This window comes from Blautia sp. AF26-2 (assembly GCF_003460955.1).
Taxonomy (GTDB): domain Bacteria; phylum Bacillota; class Clostridia; order Lachnospirales; family Lachnospiraceae; genus Fusicatenibacter; species Fusicatenibacter saccharivorans.
The window spans coordinates 394,823-410,044 of record NZ_QTWD01000001.1 but is presented as its reverse complement, the minus strand read 5'-3'; the positions used below and the strand labels follow the sequence as shown (position 1 = coordinate 410,044).

The window sequence follows — 15,222 nt, the reverse complement described above, 5'->3', positions numbered from 1 at the left end:
CACATTTTTTGATTCCTTGTTTATAATACATGAATTTTTTTGGCATTTCAAGTAATATCTGATTTCGCACGAATTTTCCACGAAATTGTACAGTCATTTTCCGTACTATCCAATCAGGCTGTTACTTTTATCCGATTTTGCATTTTAAAGCCGGATTTTTTTGTAATTTTTCACAATCCAATGTCGTGGTTTTCCAGATCAAGATACGATTTCATTACCTTTTTCAGCAGTTCATGCTCCGGTTTTTCAAAATAAGGATCGTCGGCAAGCAGTTCTGAAGCCGCCTCACTCGCTTTCTGCAGGATATCGGCATCCCGGAAAATATCTGCCATCTGGAATTCCATATCCCCGCTCTGGCGCGTTCCCAGCAGATCGCCGCTGCCGCGCAGTTTCAAATCTTCCGAAGCAATATAAAACCCGTCGTTCGAATGGTTCAGGATTTCCAGACGTTTGGCGGTCTCCTGATCTTTGTTTCCGCGGATGAAAATACAGTAGGACTGATGCTCTCCTCTTCCGACACGTCCGCGGAGCTGATGGAGCTGTGCAAGGCCGAACCGTTCGGCATTTTCCACCATCATCACCGTCGCATTCGGCACGTTGACACCGACCTCCACGACTGTCGTCGAGACGAGTACCTGGATTTCTCCGCTGGCGAACCGCTCCATGATCTCGTTTTTCTGCGCCGCCTTCATCTGTCCGTGCAGCATCTCTACTGTGATGCCCGGCAGCTCTTTTTTCAGGAGCTGTGTATAGTCGGTGACGTTTTCCGCTTCCAGACCCTCGCTCTCCTCCACCATCGGGCAGATCACATACGCCTGACGGCCCAGTTCGACCTGACGCGTGATAAAGCGGTAAGCTTTTGGACGGTAAGACGTATCCACCACACAGTTTTTAATCGGCAGACGCTTCGCCGGAAGTTCATCAATCACAGAAATCGAAAGATCTCCGTACAGAATGATAGCCAGGGTTCTTGGAATCGGCGTTGCACTCATAACGAGAACATTCGGCGGTTCCCCTTTTTCAGCAAGTGCCGTTCTCTGCCGGACACCGAAGCGGTGCTGTTCGTCTGTGATGACAAGCGCCAGATTTTTGTACTGTACCTTTTCCTGAATCAGTGCATGTGTGCCGATCACCATTTTGCAGCTTCCGTCTTCCAGACTGGCATAGATTTCCCGGCGTTCTTTTGCTTTCGTGGATCCAGTCAGAAGGCGGGGATTGTATTCCGTCAGATTGTTTTCTTTCAACAGAGTGCAGAGCGATTCATAATGCTGCCGCGCCAGAACCTCCGTCGGAACCATCAGCGCCGATTGGTAGCCGTTCTCAGCTGTCATAATCATTGCAAGGAATGCCAGAATCGTCTTTCCGCTTCCGACATCTCCCTGTACCAGCCGCGCCATGCGGGTATGGCCTTTTAAGTCCCGCTCCAGTTCGCCCCACACGCGCATCTGTGCATTCGTGAGACGGTACGGCATATTTTCGATGACTTCCTCCGTCTTCCAGACGGCGCGGATCGGGAACACATTGGTAATTCCCTCCGTCTGCTCTTTTAACTGCCGCAGGGACAGGATGAAGAGAAAAAACTCTTCGAACACAATTCTGCGCCGCGCCGTTGCCAGATGCTCCTGGTCTTTTGGAAAATGAACCTCATGGAGGGCATAATTGATTTCACAGAGTTCATACCGGGCACGGATTTTCTCCGGCAGATAGTCCTGCGCAGGTGCGCATCGTTCCAGCACCTGTGCTACGGCCTTGCTCACCATCTTGTTCGTGAGACCGGCTGTCAGCCCATAAACCGGCTGAAGACTTGCCAGAAGCTCATGGTATGCGGCAGGAGTGAAGATTTCCGGCTGCTCCATCACGAGACGGCCTGATTTTTCCTGTATCTTTCCGCGGAAGATAAAAACACTGCCTTTCTTCAGCGTGCTCCGCAGAAACGGCATATTAAACCAGGTAAGCTGCAGCCGCACCGGCTCCTCGTAGAGTTCCAGGACAACGACGCTCTTTCTCTGGTTTCCTTTTACCGACGGACTGTGGACAATTCTTCCGTATACCGCATTCTTTTCCTCTTGTCTGCATTCGCGAAGGGGAACCGGCTCTGCATAGCAGTCATAATCTCTTGGATAATAATGCAGAAGCTGCTGCAAATTGTAGATTCCTACTTTTGCAAACAGCTTCTCCGTTTTTTCACCGATCCCCTTCAGTGTTGTCAGGGGTTCCGTATTCATATTTTTCTTTCCTTACTCTTATTCAACCGAAACGACACAGTAGTAAATCGGCTGTCCGCCATAGTTTACTTCCACATCGCAGTCCGGATATGCCTGCTCGATTTTTTCGCCAAGGCTTTCGGCATCTTCCTCACTCATATCTTCACCGTAGTAGATGCTGATCAGCTCGCTGTCCTCATCGACCATGGCGCGGATGGTTTCTTCTGCAACGGTAAGAATATCCTGTCCGACAGCGAGAAGTCCATGATCGCCAAGTCCCATGATGTCGCCCTGATGGATCTCTTTCTCATCGATGTGGGTATCACGTACCGCGTACGTTACCTGACCGGTTTTTACCATCTGGATGCCCTCTGTCATGGCCTCCTCGTTCTCTTCTGCAGATTTCTCCGGCACATAGCTGATCATGGCTGTGATGCCCTGCGGAACGGTTTTGGTCGGAACAACGATGATATTTTTGTCCTCAGTCATGGCTTTTGCCTGATTTGCTGCGAGGATGATATTTTTGTTGTTCGGCAGAATAAAGATATTCTTTGCATTGACCTTCTCAATTGCAGTCAGCATATCCTCGGTGCTCGGGTTCATGGTCTGACCGCCCTCGATCAGGTAATCAACACCGAGTCCCTGGAAGATCTCTTTGATTCCCTCTCCGATGGACACGGCGATGAATCCGTTCTCCTTCGGCGGCTGTTTTGCTGCTTCTTTTCTCTTCTTATCTTCCTCTGCCTGCTGTGCTGCGATCTTTTCTGCGTTCTTGATCAGGCGCTCCTGATGCTCCTCACGCATGTTGTCGATCTTCATTCTGGTCAGCTGTCCGTACGTCAGCGCCTTGGAAATTGCTTTTCCAGGATCGTTGGTATGTACGTGTACCTTAACCAGCTCGTCGTCTGCAACGAGAACGATCGAATCTCCGATTCCATTCAGGAAATCTTTGAATGCATAAACCTCTTCATCCGGAAGCGGGTTTTCCAGCATAATGATAAACTCGGTGCAGTAGCCGAATTTGATTTCTTTTTCTGTCTCTTTGGACGGTCTGACAAATTCTGTCTTTGCTTCCGGCATCTCGAAATTCAGATCAATCTCTTTCCCGAGGAACGCGTCATATGCGCCCTGCAGTACGGTTAAGAGACCCTGTCCGCCGGAATCCACAACGCCTGCCTCTTTTAATACCGGAAGCATCTCTGGTGTCTGGGAGAGCACGTACTCTGCATGCGCGAGAACGTCCTCGATGAATGCGTTCAGATCTTCGCTTTCCGGTGCAAGCTCTGCTGCTTTCTCTGCTGCTCCCTTTGCCACGGTCAGGATGGTACCTTCTTTTGGCTTCATAACGGCTTTGTATGCAGTCTCGACTGCTTTTTCCATTGCCTCTGCAAGAATCTCTGCATTCAGCTCTTCATAGTCGCGGATCTTCTTGGTAAAGCCACGAAGGAGCTGGGAAAGAATAACGCCGGAGTTACCTCTGGCACCGCGCAGAGAACCGGAAGAGATTGCCTTGGAAAGGTTGTACATGTTCACTTCTGTGAGCGAGTTTACTTCCTTGACTGCGGACATGATCGTCAGCGTCATGTTGGTACCTGTGTCGCCGTCCGGTACCGGGAACACGTTCAGCTCATTGATCCACTCTTTCTTTACTTCCAGATTTTTTGCACCAGCCAGAAACATTTTTGCCAGTAAGCCGGCATCAATTGTATTTGTAGCCACTTTCTTCATTTCCTCCTATTACCATCAGTCGATGACGCGAACGCCTTCAACCAGGATGTTGATTTTTTCAATTTCCATTCCGGTGAACTCTTCCACCTTGTATTTCACATTATTGATCAGGTTATCTGTTACGGCAGAAATACTGACTCCGTAAGAAACAATCACGTGGAAATCCAGGGAAATTTTATTTTCCGAAATCGATACATTGATTCCGTGTGTCAGACTCTCTTTTTTCAGAAGTTTGACCAGTCCATCTTTCATGTTTACCGCTGCCATTCCGACAATGCCGAAGCACTCCACAGCAACGCTGCCCGCATACAGGGCGATTACATCCGGATTGATTACGATTTCTCCCAAGCCTGTATTCATACGACCTTTCATGCCTTGTATCCTCCAATTCCATCATACTATTCAAAACACATGGAGACAGGAATAACTGACTCCACTCTACGATACATTATAACCGCTTTTCCGCAAAAAAGAAAGTTTAAAATGAAAAACCTTCAAAATTCATATAATTTTTTCATTTTTTACTTGCAAAACCGGTATAGATCTGTTAGAATGACTTATGTTGTGAGTCTAAAATGCGTTTTGACTCAAGTACGTATGTCAAGGAGGTGCAATCATGGCAAAGTGTGCAATTTGTGAGAAGGGTGCTCATTTCGGAAACAACGTAAGTCATTCACATAGAAGAAGCAATAAAATGTGGAAATCTAACGTAAAATCTGTCAAAGTTAAAGTTGACGGTGTACCGCAGAAAATGTACGTATGTACTTCCTGCTTAAGATCCGGAAAAGTAGAGCGTGCATAAGTTGAATGGTTAAAAGGCCTTTCCAGTCCGGGAAGGCTTTTTTGCTGTTCAAAAATAGAATTAAGATTTTAAAAAAAGTTCTGGGAAGAGCAAACAGGACATAAGTTTTCGCTTATGCCCTGTTGTGCTCTATTTTTTATATTTTAAAAGGGAGAAAAAAATAGCGTGGTCTCTTAAGCTGAACCTGCCAACGATCCATATGCTTAGCAAAAGAAAAAGAGCATCCTACCGAAACTTTCGTTCTGGTAAGACGCCCTCGTCTTGATCTATGATATTAGTATAGTTGGCTGATTCATTTAAGATGGACTTATTATAGCGCAGCTTTCTTCATTTTGCAAGTATTTCTCTGTACAAATCAGCCAGTTCATTTCCGATCTTTTTGTGCATCTTTCACTATTCCCCTGTATTGCAGAACAGATGATATCCCACGCACAGCAGCAGAGCGGCCGCAAGAACCGTAAGAAATGAGCTGCGGATCATCAGGCTGATGAGAAGCCCGACCCCCATCCAAAACAGCAGAAAACCTAAAATTCTGCACAAACGAGCTTACTCCTTATCCGCCTCTTGGTTTATTATATGCTCTACTTTCTCTGCGGTATACCCGTCCTCTTCCTTTTTGCCGGTAAAGCGGCTGATCAGATCCGGAGCCATGTCAATGATTTTGGTGACAGCATCCTGGTTTTTGATGTTGACCAGACGCGTTCCGTTTTTGCTGATGACAAGAACGGCGCTCGGAGAAATTTTTCCGCCCATACCGCCTCCTGCATTGTTCTTTGCATTTTCTGCGAATGCACCCGCTCCCACGCCGAAGGAAACGTCTACCAGCGGCAGAAGAATCGTATCCTCAATGTGGATCGCCTCACCTACGACCGTCTTTGTTGTGATAAAACTGTCCATTCCGCGGAACAGTGCTTCTACGGTATTCTGAAATGTGTTGTCCTTTTCTGCCATCTTTTAGGCCTCCTTGTGTTTGAAATGTCGTATGGTTTTCCGAAGATTCTGATCCCGGAATAATCGAAGTGCAATGCCGGCTGCTGTCACAGCCTGAAAACTTCCTTTCATCCGGACATCGCCCTGGAGAATTTCCTGTTCGAAATCCGGCTGGATGGAAAGGTCTTTCGGCAGTTTTCCATAAATCATACCCAGAATGCCGAGTGTCTCTCCGGTCAGTGCCGGATCGTTAAATCCGAACCGGACTGTGCCGGTTACTTTTTTCGGTGCTGCTTTCTTCAGGAAATAAAGCACTTCTTTCTTTGCATGGAGCAGCGCCTCACGGAACATCTTCGAACGGAAGAATTTTTTCACACTCTCCCACTTTCTTTTTAACCGTCTGCCTGCCTGGATTTTCTGCTCCAGTTTTTCAAGCAGACGGAACGGAAGTTCCAACAGCCGGAAAGCTGTCTGCAGCAGACGGCTGGCAAGATTCAGCAGTTTTTCCGGAAGATATTCGATCCTTCCGAAAAACCGTTCCAGAATGCTTTTTTTCGGCGCATCCGGTTCCTGCTCTTGCTCTGGCTGCTCCTTCTGTGCTGTCACCTTTTGCTGCTTTTCTTTCTGGTCCGGTGCTTTCTGCTCTGCTGTTTTTTCTGCTTCCGGCGCATTTTCTGTCTCATTTTCCTCCGTCCGGGGCACGGACGCTTCTCCCCGGCGGATCTTTTTCAGCCGCCGTTTCCATGTTTCCAGTGATGCCCCGAAAAGCAGAATCTGCGCCTCCGGCTTCTGTTCCTCATACGAGGCCGTCAGCGCGACAGCTCCGAAAAGCCACGATACTCTTCCGCTCGCTTTTACGCAGGCAAATCCCTCTTCTTCTTTCAGAACCTGCGCCCGGTAGCAAAAAGGAAGAAACAGGACGGTGCAGACGATAAGAAGCACGAGAAACAGTAAAACAAGGAGTAAAATCCCCAGTGCCTTCAAAATCATGAATAGTATATGTATCATTCACATCCCTCAATCCGGTTCAGCAGCCATTCCCGGATTTTTACTTCTCCGGTTTCCCGATAAGTTTCCAATGCGATCGCCTCCACAAGCTCAAAAGCTTCCTCGCGCGACACGGCAAGTCCGACAATCATCGGACAGTTTCTCCGCACGGCCGGCTGCAAAAGCAGATCCGCCGGAATTACATCCAGATTGTTCTGCTGATTGGAAGGCAGTGTGAGGAGCCAGACTCCCGGAACTGCTTTTTTGTTCTCAATCCGGCGCATCCATTTTTTCTGTTTCTTTTTTGCAGTATCCCCGACGTACAGATTTTTATACCAGTTTACCATATTTTCCCTGAGCCTGTGGCTGAACCTTCCATAAATTTGCTCTCTTCAGTTCCAGATACTCCTGATAGGCCTTTTCCAGAATCTGCCGTTCATTGGAAAACTTCAGCAGATGATATGCTTCGTGATACTTGTAATAGCCCGAATCCACAAAGTATTCTTCTCTCTGTGGACGGCTGTAGTAGCCGGATGAGACCATCAGATACCAGTGCACCTCTTTTTCCACGGTGTCCTCCGGAATGCTGAAGCTGTACTGGCTTTTTCCCACGTACTTGATGATGGTGCCGTGTACGCCGGACTCCTCATATACCTCGCGGACAGCAGTCTGTTCATGGGTTTCTCCCGGCTCAACGGTTCCTTTCGGCAGAACCCAGCCTTCATATTTGTTGCGGTAGCTTTTGTAAAGCGTCAATATTTTTCCACGGTAGATTACGATACCTCCGCAGCTTACTGCTTCGATCATACGTTTTAAGCTCCTTCTGGCTTTTTCCATTCCCTGACAGCTCTTTTCTTCCCGCTTGCCGCCAGATCTTCTGTTAAAAAGTATACCTCTTTTCCCGCCCCCGCGCAACCTTAAAACCGCATCCTTTTTCTAACATTTTTCTAAAAATTCAGAAAACGCGCCCGAACCCATCCTTTCCGGTTCGAACGCGTTTTTTTCATCGTTTACTGCTGTGCATAATATGCTTCAATTACCTGTCTTGCAATCGGTACAGCGACTTCACTCGAATATCCGCCGTTTTCTGCCACAACAGCAATGACAATATCAGGATCATCCGCATTGGAGAATCCGACAAACCAGGAATGCGGTGTCTCTCCGTCGCTTCCGTGTTCTGCGGTTCCTGTTTTACCGGCGATATTGTACGGCAGATCCGAAAGTGAAACTGCAGTTCCGCTCTGGACAACGCCTTTCATCAGCTCTGTCAGCGTATTGGCTTCGCTCTCGGACATTACCGTGCCAAGAGACTCTTTGTAAAAGGTTTTGACTGCCTGTCCGCCCGCAGACACAATGTTGTCCACATAACGCGGTTTGATCATTTCTCCATCATTTGCAACCGCGGAGGCGATCAGTGCCATCTCCATCGGTGTTACCAGCGTATCGCCCTGGCCAATGGAGGTCTGCATCACAAGAGCATCCGCCGTTGTCGAATCAAGGTCGAAAGAACTTTTGCTGGTCGGAAGCTCCAGATCCAGACGGCTGTTCAGATACAGGGAATCCGCCAGCGAGCGGAAGGCATCTTTATCCAGCCCAAGGCCAATCTGTGCAAAGGCAGAGTTGCACGAATGTGCAAACGCACCTGCAAAATCTTCCGGTCCATGCACTTCACCGCCGGAGCAGTGAATCGTATAGTTTCCTGCTGTCAGCTCACCGTCACAGTCGAACGAAAAACCGTCCAGTGTGCCGTTCTGACGGAGATACGCAAGCGAAGTAACAATCTTGAACGTAGATCCCGGCGGATATCTTCCCTGCAGACCGCGGTTCAGAAACACGCCGCTCTCATCGTCTGCGTTCAGTGCCTCCCAGTCCTCATCAATCGTATTAGGATTAAAAACCGGATTGCTCACATTGGCAAGTACACGGCCCGTTTTTGCCTCCAGCACGACAACTGCACCGCGGTATCCGTCCAGTGCATCGGCCGCGGCCTGCTGGAGTGTTGTATTCAGCGTTGTATAGAGACTGTCTCCCGGGTTCTTCGCATCGCTGAATTCATTCTTTACCTGCTTTAACTTACTTGTATGGGACTCCATCAGCATATAGTTGTAGGAAGATTCGAGGCCGCTGTTTCCTTTTCCCGTGTAGCCAACCACCTGCGCAAACAGGCTGCCGAACGGATACGTTCTTACCTCATCCCCGTTTTCATCTGTCGTCGTCTTTGCCAGTTCCTGGCCGTCCGCAGAATAGATTGTTCCGCGGATCACGCGCTCTGCATAGTTATTCTGTCTCGTATTGTAAGAACTATTCAGAAATTCTTCTTTCCGCACGACATTAAAGTAAACGAGATACGCGATCAGCCCAAGAAACATGGCCACGAACAGGAACGAAACGATCAGATACGGCCCTGCGCCGTTGTTTGCCGCCTTACCAGTGGAGGCTGTTCTCGGTCTGCTCTTCGATCCGCCGTTCGAATTCATCCGGCTGCTCGCGGTACTTCTGGCGGGTTCCCTGTCCATCGTTCCGGCTGCCGCTCTTCTTTCGTCTTTCGGTCTCTTCGTCCGGGCGTCGTTTTTTCTTGGCGCCTGGGTCGTTTTTCTGCTGGTTTCGTTTCTTCTTGTTTCGTCTTTTCTCAAGCTCCTCACCTTCGTCTTCCCTTAAGATGTACAATCCCTGAATGATCGACAGCATCAGCACCGTGGAGAACATAGAGCTTCCTCCATAGCTGACCAGCGGCAGCGTGATACCTGTCATAGGAATAAATTTAATGGTTCCTCCGATGGTGAGGAACACCTGTGTCGCATATTCCGTTCCAAGACCCATGGCAATCAGTTTGTAGAACCGTTTGCTCATCTTCATGGAAATATTGATAATCAGAAGGAATGTGGACATGCACAGCAGAATCAGGCAGATTCCGAAGATAATGCCCATCTCCTCACAGATCGCACAGAAAATAAAGTCTTTCGTTGCAACCGGGATAATGTCAGGCCGTCCCTCGAAAAGGCCGGTTCCGAACCATCCGCCGGAGCACATGCCGAAGAGGCCCTGTGCTAACTGGCTGCTGATATCCCAGTTTCCGATCGGATCCTGCCAGAGTGCCACACGGTTCCGTACATGGGAAAACAGGAAATATGCCACAACGCAGGCGGCACTCATTCCCGCAAGTCCCAAAAGCGGATATCTGGCTTTTCTCGTTGCCACATAGATTACAACCACGTACGCCATAAAGAAGACGAACGCAGTTCCAAGGTCGGTGGATGCAACAAGGATCAGCACATGAACTGCCGCAATGACCGTTGCTTTCACAACGTTTCCAAAGGAATTATCCTCGCGCAGCATGCCTGCCATAAAGAACACGAGTGTGAGCTTGGCAATCTCGGAGAGCTGGAACGTAATGCCGTGGATTTCGATCGACAGCTTCGCACCGCCGGAAGTAAAGCCAAGCACCATAACGACGGAAAGCATGGCAATTCCGAGCACAGCGTAAATCCAAGTCAGATTTTTCAGGAACTTGCCCTTTCGGACAATGACCGGAATGATGAAGCAGAGCAGTGTGGATGCCGCCAGAATTTTGTACTGGGACATCGCCTTTGACACGCTCAGTCTCGTCAGAATAATCATGCTGATCGAGAGCAGCATACACATGTTGTTTACCAGGATCATCGATGCCTTCCGGTAAATCAGGCGGTACAGGATCTGTACGCCCAGGATATACGCCATCGTGAGCAGAAACATCTGAATCGTTGATACTTCGCCCTCCTGGAGGAACATCACGAAGAAACAGATGAAATTCATCAGAATGATCATGATGATCTGCCGCATCAGAATGTAATGGCGCTCATCCTCATCCCGCTCTTTGAGTGCAGCAAACGACTGCACGGTAAAACAGATCATGAGGAAGGTAATCACATATTTTGATAACTGAACAATGGTATTTTCCATAAATTCCCCTTATTTTTTCTCACCGTTTACTCTACTTTCCGGCGGAAATGGCCTTTGGTATATTCCTGTTCGGCCGGAACTGCGATTCCTTTACAGTACGTTCCAGCAAACGCAGCGGCGATTTCTTTTGTCTCCTCCAGTGTCTCGATGGTAAAATTCAGCCGCACCGCAGCCGGATGCATGGACCGGATCTCATCGGCTTCTTTTACCAGGCCGAGCGGAAGGCTGTTGTAGATCACACTGTAGCACGAGGTGCAGTAACTCTTCACCGGGAAGTATTTTCCCATCCGGTCTTTTAAGCGTACCAGGGAATAACTGTGATTGCAGCCGTTCAGGTTCTTCTGGACACACTGGGCGGAAACCATCATCGGAAGGTAGCCGTAGACCACTATTTCGCTGTTCGTATTGTCACGTTTTCCGATTTCCCACTCGTTCAGCTCATACGGAACGGTATCACGCTGCACGCCCTGCTCCTGCCAGAATGCCTGCGCACGGCTGTTGTACGTGTAAACGCTGTAATCGAGCCGGATATCCTTTTCCATTCCCATCTCTTTCAAAAATGAAAAGCTTTCGAGATTGCGGATCAGGAAACCGCCAAGACCGATCTCCTTCAGACAGCGGAACGTGTCGCGGTATTCCTTCAGATCGCCTTCACGTACAACGTGCGGCAGCATCAGATAAACCTGTTTTCCCAGTTCTTTCGCCTGCAGGATGCCTTTTTCCGCCTGCTCTTCGAAGATTTCCCGTTTGAAGCATCCCATGCCGGCGTAGATCGTCGTGATCTCCGGAATCTCGAGCAGCGCATTCCACTGGGCTCTCGTCTCGGCAGATGCGGTCAGCTCCATTTTCTTTTCTGCCCTGCTCTCCTGGTCCGGTTTTCCAGATGCTTTTGCTTCCTGTTCCGGCTTTTCCGCTGCTTTTCTGCGGTATGGCTCTGTCATCTCTTTCACCAGCTGGTCCGAAACGCCTCTCCGCAGCTCATTTAACGTCTGCATCGGCACGAAACAGTTGTCATCCATACAGATATCGAGTTCTTTGAAATAGAATGGTGTCTCGCCTGTCTTTTCCAGCTGTGTTTTTACGCGTTCCTCGGTCAGCGGCTGCTTCTTTGCCGGTTCTACCATGCCCGCCTCTGCTGTTACGCTGTATTTTCCGCTTTCTGCACTTAAGAACGCCGGCTGGCCCGGATACAGGGTCAGAAAGCCGGAAATCGGCTCTTTTGCCTCAGTCTCGATATAATCTCTCTGGATCTCATAAAAGAGCTGCTCATTTCTGCGCTGTTTCTTTTTATTTTCCTGCTCTTTTTCGTTCTTCAGCGCCATCATATCGCGTCCGTTTCTTACGGTATAATAGCTTTTGTTGAAACCGTCACGGTTATACAGCTCATACAGCTTTTTCATGTCCTCCGGCAGAACGTGGAAACGGGACGGCTTTTTTTCGTACAGATCGAGGTATTTGCGGTAAATGCTGACAACGCCCGCTGTATACTCCGGCTTTTTCATTCTGCCTTCGATTTTGAGGGACATAATCCCGGATTTTACAATCTCCGGCAGCAGTTCTACCGTACACATATCCTTCGGGCTTAACGGATAGCGGTCGCCCGGCTCCCCCATGCGGTGGTTGTCTTTATCGTACGCTTCGTACGGCAGACGGCACGGCTGCGCGCATCTTCCGCGGTTTCCGCTTCTCCCGCCGATCAGGCTGGAAAAAAGGCACTGTCCCGAATAGCAGTAGCAGAGCGCCCCGTGGACGAAGCATTCAATTTCAAGGTTGGTCGTCCGGTGGATTTTCTGGATCTCCGCAAACGAAAGCTCACGGGCTGGTACCACACGCGTCGCGCCAAGGCTCTCCAGGAAACGCGCTCCCGCAGATCCTGTCACTGTCATCTGTGTGCTCGCATGAATGTCGAGATCCGGGAACCAGGAGCGGACCGCCTTTAAAACGCCCATATCCTGGACAATCACGGCATCCAGTCCCTGCTCATAGTACGGACGCAGATACGGATACAGTTTCTCTTCCAGTTCCTCCTCTTTTAAGAGGGTGTTGACCGTCAGATACAGTTTCCGGTTCCGCAGATGGACGTAATCGATGGCTGAGAGAATCTCCTGCTCATCCAGATTTTTTGCATACGCTCTTGCGCCGAATGCGGCTCCGCCGAGATAGACGGCATCCGCACCGGCGGAAACCGCCGCTTTTAACGCTTCCATCGAACCGGCTGGTGCTAATAATTCTGTCTTCATCTTTATCTCCTAAAAACGGGCGATTACCTGTTCCGCAATCCCCCGTTTTTCCTTCTTTTACGCTTTTAATAAATCTTCCAGATCCTTATTTGCCTTATCAAGCTGCCGCTGCAGTTCTTCCATCTCGCCGCGCACATGTTCCAGCTCGATTCGTTTCTCTTCCAGCTCTTTTTTCAGATCGCCGGCCTGGATTTCCGCTGCGATCAGATCGTGCTTCATATCGTAGGTTTCCCGGTCTTTGGCTTCCATATCCTCTTCGAGGGTATCTACCTGGCTTTTTGCTTTGAAATAGTCGTCTGCAATGTTCAGTGCAAGCAGTGTGTGCTTCGTATCCACCGACAGGCGGTTGTATCCGGCTGACTGGGAAAGTTCGCTGATCTTCTGATTCAGATAAGCAGCTACTTTCTGCAGATATTCCGGGCTCTCATAGCCTCCCAGTGTGATAATTTTTCCATCTATTAAAACCTGTGTTGTATTTTTTACAGCCATTCTTTTGCTTTTCCTCCACTGAATTTAACCGGACCAAACTTCCGGCTAATATAACCTATCATATACCGAAAATGGAAGAAAAACAACCTTTTTCTGCAAAAAGCGACAGAAAATGAAAGATTCAGGGCTTTTACTCTTCGATCTTACGCGGTGCCTCCAGCCCCAGGTGGTGCCAGGCAAATTCCGTTGCCACTCTTCCGCGCGGAGTGCGGTTGATAAATCCGGATTTGATCAGGAACGGCTCGTAGACATCTTCGATGGTGCCGGCATCTTCTCCAATCGATGCTGCCAGGGTATCGAGTCCCACCGGACCGCCCTGGAACTTTTCCATAATGGTGGTAAGAAGCAGCCGGTCAGTCTGATCCAGTCCGTAACGGTCTACTTCCAGCAGATCGAGAGCAAATGATGCGACCTCTTTTGTGATTCTTCCATCGTATTTCACCTGGGCAAAGTCGCGGACACGCTTTAAAATCCGGTTTGCCAGACGCGGTGTTCCCCTGGAACGGCGCGCCATCTCAAGCGCTCCCTGCGGGTCCACCTCCACATTCAGTACTTTTGAGGAGTGCAGGATAATGTTGGCCAATTCTTCCTCCGTGTAAAATTCCAGATGGTGGATGACACCGAACCGGTCGCGGAGCGGGGCAGTCAAAAGACCTGCACGCGTTGTTGCGCCGACCAGCGTAAACTTCGGCAGATCCAGGCGGATCGAGCGCGCCGAAGAGCCTTTTCCGATCATGATATCAATCGCAAAATCCTCCATCGCTGGGTAAAGAACCTCCTCGACCTGGCGGTTCAGGCGGTGGATCTCATCAACAAACAGGACGTCGCCCTCCTGCAGATTGTTGAGGATCGCTGCCATCTCACCCGGTTTTTCGATCGCCGGGCCGCTCGTTACCTTCATATGGGTTCCCATCTCATTTGCAATGATGCCCGCCAGCGTTGTTTTTCCAAGTCCCGGAGGGCCGTAAAACAGCACATGATCGAGAACATCACTTCGCTGTTTTGCTGCTTCAATATATACTTTCAGGTTCTTTTTCGTCTTTTCCTGTCCGATGTAGTCGTCCAGGTGCTGGGGACGGAGCGAACCTTCGATTTTCACGTCCTCCTCGAGAACGTCAGTTGTGATAATTCTTCTTTCCATCGTTATAAGGTTTCCTTCTTCCACAATTTAGGACCATCTGCTAAAACATATGCTTCAATGCCGCTTTCAGCACAGCCTCGCTGTCCATGCCTTCGGTGATTTCGACTTTCTTTACTGCCTGCAGTGCTTCCGTTCCGGAGTAGCCAAGCGCAGTCAGCGCCTGTACCGCATCCTGGAAGGCATCCGGTTCGCCTGTCTGCCGTACCGCCGCAGCCGCCTGATTTCCTGCCAGCTTCTGCTCGAACGCTTCCTGCAGGTCGAATTTGTCTTTTAATTCCAGAATCAGCTTCTGCGCGGTCTTCTTTCCGATGCCCGGTGTTTTGGCAATCGCCTGGACATCTTCCGAGAGGACGGCAAAGCGCAGATTGTCTGCAGTAAGCGTGGACAGCACCGCAAGCGCCGCTTTTGGTCCGATGCCGCTTACGCCGATCAGCATACGGTATATTTCAAGATCTTCACGGGACAGAAAGCCGAATAGGGAAATTCCGTCTTCCCGCACACTCATATGGGTATATATCTTTAACTCTTCTCCCTCCCGGATGCCTGCGTCGAACATACTCGCTGGAATATTCAGCTCATAGCCGATTCCATGGCTTTCGAGAATCATTTTTCCTTCCGAAAGAGAATCTACAGTTCCTTTGATAAATGCAATCATGTTTTTCCTCCAAAGCGCCGTTTTCTTTTTTCGAAAGCGAACGCACATTCTATTATAGCAGAACTTTTCTCATCACGCAACGATTAGTCGCTGTCTTTCTTGCATGT

General features: G+C 49.2%; 15 protein-coding genes. 1 reads left to right on the top strand and 14 read right to left on the bottom strand.

The genetic code is table 11. The features are described from left to right. Positions 1–170: 170 nt before the first annotated feature. Genes recG through DWY63_RS02030 form a run of 3 tightly spaced genes read right to left on the bottom strand, consistent with a single transcriptional unit; the run spans position 171 to position 4,304 of the window. Positions 171–2,225: an ATP-dependent DNA helicase RecG gene (gene recG / locus DWY63_RS02040; protein ID WP_117508994.1), complete on the bottom strand. Its 2,055-nt coding sequence runs from the start codon at positions 2,223–2,225 to the stop codon at positions 171–173. Positions 2,226–2,243: 18 nt separating this feature from the next. Continuing rightward, entirely contained in the window at positions 2,244–3,923 is a 1,680-nt protein-coding gene (locus DWY63_RS02035) for a DAK2 domain-containing protein (protein ID WP_055226532.1), read from the bottom strand. A gap of 24 nt (positions 3,924–3,947) precedes the next feature. Beyond that, positions 3,948–4,304 carry an Asp23/Gls24 family envelope stress response protein gene (locus DWY63_RS02030; protein ID WP_022461895.1) on the bottom strand — a complete coding sequence of 119 codons (357 nt, stop codon included), beginning with the start codon at positions 4,302–4,304 and terminating at the stop codon, positions 3,948–3,950. Between the two features lie 244 nt (positions 4,305–4,548). Here DWY63_RS02030 and rpmB point away from each other — a divergent pair, with 244 nt between their 5' ends. Beyond that, positions 4,549–4,734 (top strand): 50S ribosomal protein L28, encoded by a 186-nt coding sequence (rpmB, locus tag DWY63_RS02025; RefSeq protein WP_022461896.1) that lies wholly within the window; start codon positions 4,549–4,551, stop codon positions 4,732–4,734. Positions 4,735–5,127: 393 nt separating this feature from the next. Here rpmB and DWY63_RS18095 read toward each other — a convergent pair whose 3' ends face one another. From DWY63_RS18095 to ruvA, 11 genes are all read right to left on the bottom strand, one after another. After that, positions 5,128–5,274: a hypothetical protein gene (locus tag DWY63_RS18095; protein WP_167622772.1), complete on the bottom strand. Its 147-nt coding sequence runs from the start codon at positions 5,272–5,274 to the stop codon at positions 5,128–5,130. A 6-nt stretch (positions 5,275–5,280) separates the two neighbouring features. Further along, a complete protein-coding gene (locus tag DWY63_RS02020; RefSeq protein ID WP_117760321.1) occupies positions 5,281–5,685 on the bottom strand; it encodes a GerW family sporulation protein in 405 nt (134 codons plus the stop codon). A 3-nt stretch (positions 5,686–5,688) separates the two neighbouring features. Further along, positions 5,689–6,672: a DUF2953 domain-containing protein gene (locus DWY63_RS02015; RefSeq protein ID WP_117801030.1), complete on the bottom strand. Its 984-nt coding sequence runs from the start codon at positions 6,670–6,672 to the stop codon at positions 5,689–5,691. Next, positions 6,669–6,998 carry a hypothetical protein gene (locus DWY63_RS02010; RefSeq protein WP_022461899.1) on the bottom strand — a complete coding sequence of 110 codons (330 nt, stop codon included), beginning with the start codon at positions 6,996–6,998 and terminating at the stop codon, positions 6,669–6,671. Before DWY63_RS02010 ends, DWY63_RS02015 begins: the two co-directional genes overlap by 4 nt. Further along, the gene (locus DWY63_RS02005) at positions 6,982–7,458 is read right to left on the bottom strand and encodes an NUDIX hydrolase (protein ID WP_117508996.1); all 477 of its coding nucleotides are present in this window, start codon (positions 7,456–7,458) and stop codon (positions 6,982–6,984) included. The genes DWY63_RS02010 and DWY63_RS02005 overlap by 17 nt, the downstream gene beginning before the upstream one ends. 203 nt (positions 7,459–7,661) lie before the next feature. Beyond that, positions 7,662–9,167 carry a peptidoglycan D,D-transpeptidase FtsI family protein gene (locus tag DWY63_RS02000; protein WP_243001827.1) on the bottom strand — a complete coding sequence of 502 codons (1,506 nt, stop codon included), beginning with the start codon at positions 9,165–9,167 and terminating at the stop codon, positions 7,662–7,664. Beyond that, positions 9,076–10,590: an FtsW/RodA/SpoVE family cell cycle protein gene (locus DWY63_RS01995; protein ID WP_117801027.1), complete on the bottom strand. Its 1,515-nt coding sequence runs from the start codon at positions 10,588–10,590 to the stop codon at positions 9,076–9,078. Before DWY63_RS01995 ends, DWY63_RS02000 begins: the two co-directional genes overlap by 92 nt. Positions 10,591–10,616: 26 nt before the next feature. After that, positions 10,617–12,830 carry a U32 family peptidase gene (locus DWY63_RS01990; RefSeq protein WP_117801024.1) on the bottom strand — a complete coding sequence of 738 codons (2,214 nt, stop codon included), beginning with the start codon at positions 12,828–12,830 and terminating at the stop codon, positions 10,617–10,619. Between the two features lie 57 nt (positions 12,831–12,887). Beyond that, entirely contained in the window at positions 12,888–13,319 is a 432-nt protein-coding gene (gene zapA, locus DWY63_RS01985; protein ID WP_055226374.1) for a cell division protein ZapA, read from the bottom strand. 130 nt (positions 13,320–13,449) lie between these two features. Continuing rightward, complete coding sequence (gene ruvB, locus DWY63_RS01980) at positions 13,450–14,460, bottom strand: Holliday junction branch migration DNA helicase RuvB (protein WP_022461905.1); 1,011 nt, start codon at positions 14,458–14,460, stop codon at positions 13,450–13,452. A 40-nt stretch (positions 14,461–14,500) separates the two neighbouring features. Further along, positions 14,501–15,115 (bottom strand): Holliday junction branch migration protein RuvA, encoded by a 615-nt coding sequence (ruvA, locus tag DWY63_RS01975; RefSeq protein ID WP_117508999.1) that lies wholly within the window; start codon positions 15,113–15,115, stop codon positions 14,501–14,503. Positions 15,116–15,222: the final 107 nt, after the last annotated feature.